Annotated in this window: 1 protein-coding gene; it reads right to left on the reverse strand. The window is 57.0% G+C overall.

Features of this window, described 5'->3' with window-relative positions:
• On the reverse strand, positions 1 to 256 hold a 256-nt coding region (locus ACKX14_RS16185; protein WP_422449451.1), incomplete at both ends, for a hypothetical protein.

Below are 256 nucleotides of genomic sequence, written 5' to 3' on the forward strand. Positions count from 1 at the left end.
ATAGCTCGTTCCCATCCAGGTCGATGATTGCCATCGTTGGCGCTCCCCAATGCGTGTACTTGGCGAGTATGCCGTGGTGCTTGACGTGGTGTAGCAGTGCCGCACTTTGGTCGTCATCGAGGCCGGCGAATATGCGGCCATGACCGACGCGGACGTCTTCAGGTGATTCTCTTTGGTTGAGGATGATCTGTAAGCCCATGAGGCTTACCTGGACCACGTAGGCTCTGCCATTCTCGTCGTGCGTCCAGTCCAAGGT

The organism is Thermorhabdus hydrogeniformans (assembly GCF_049310025.1).
Lineage (GTDB): Bacteria > Bacillota > Thermosediminibacteria > Thermosediminibacterales > Tepidanaerobacteraceae > JBJYKD01.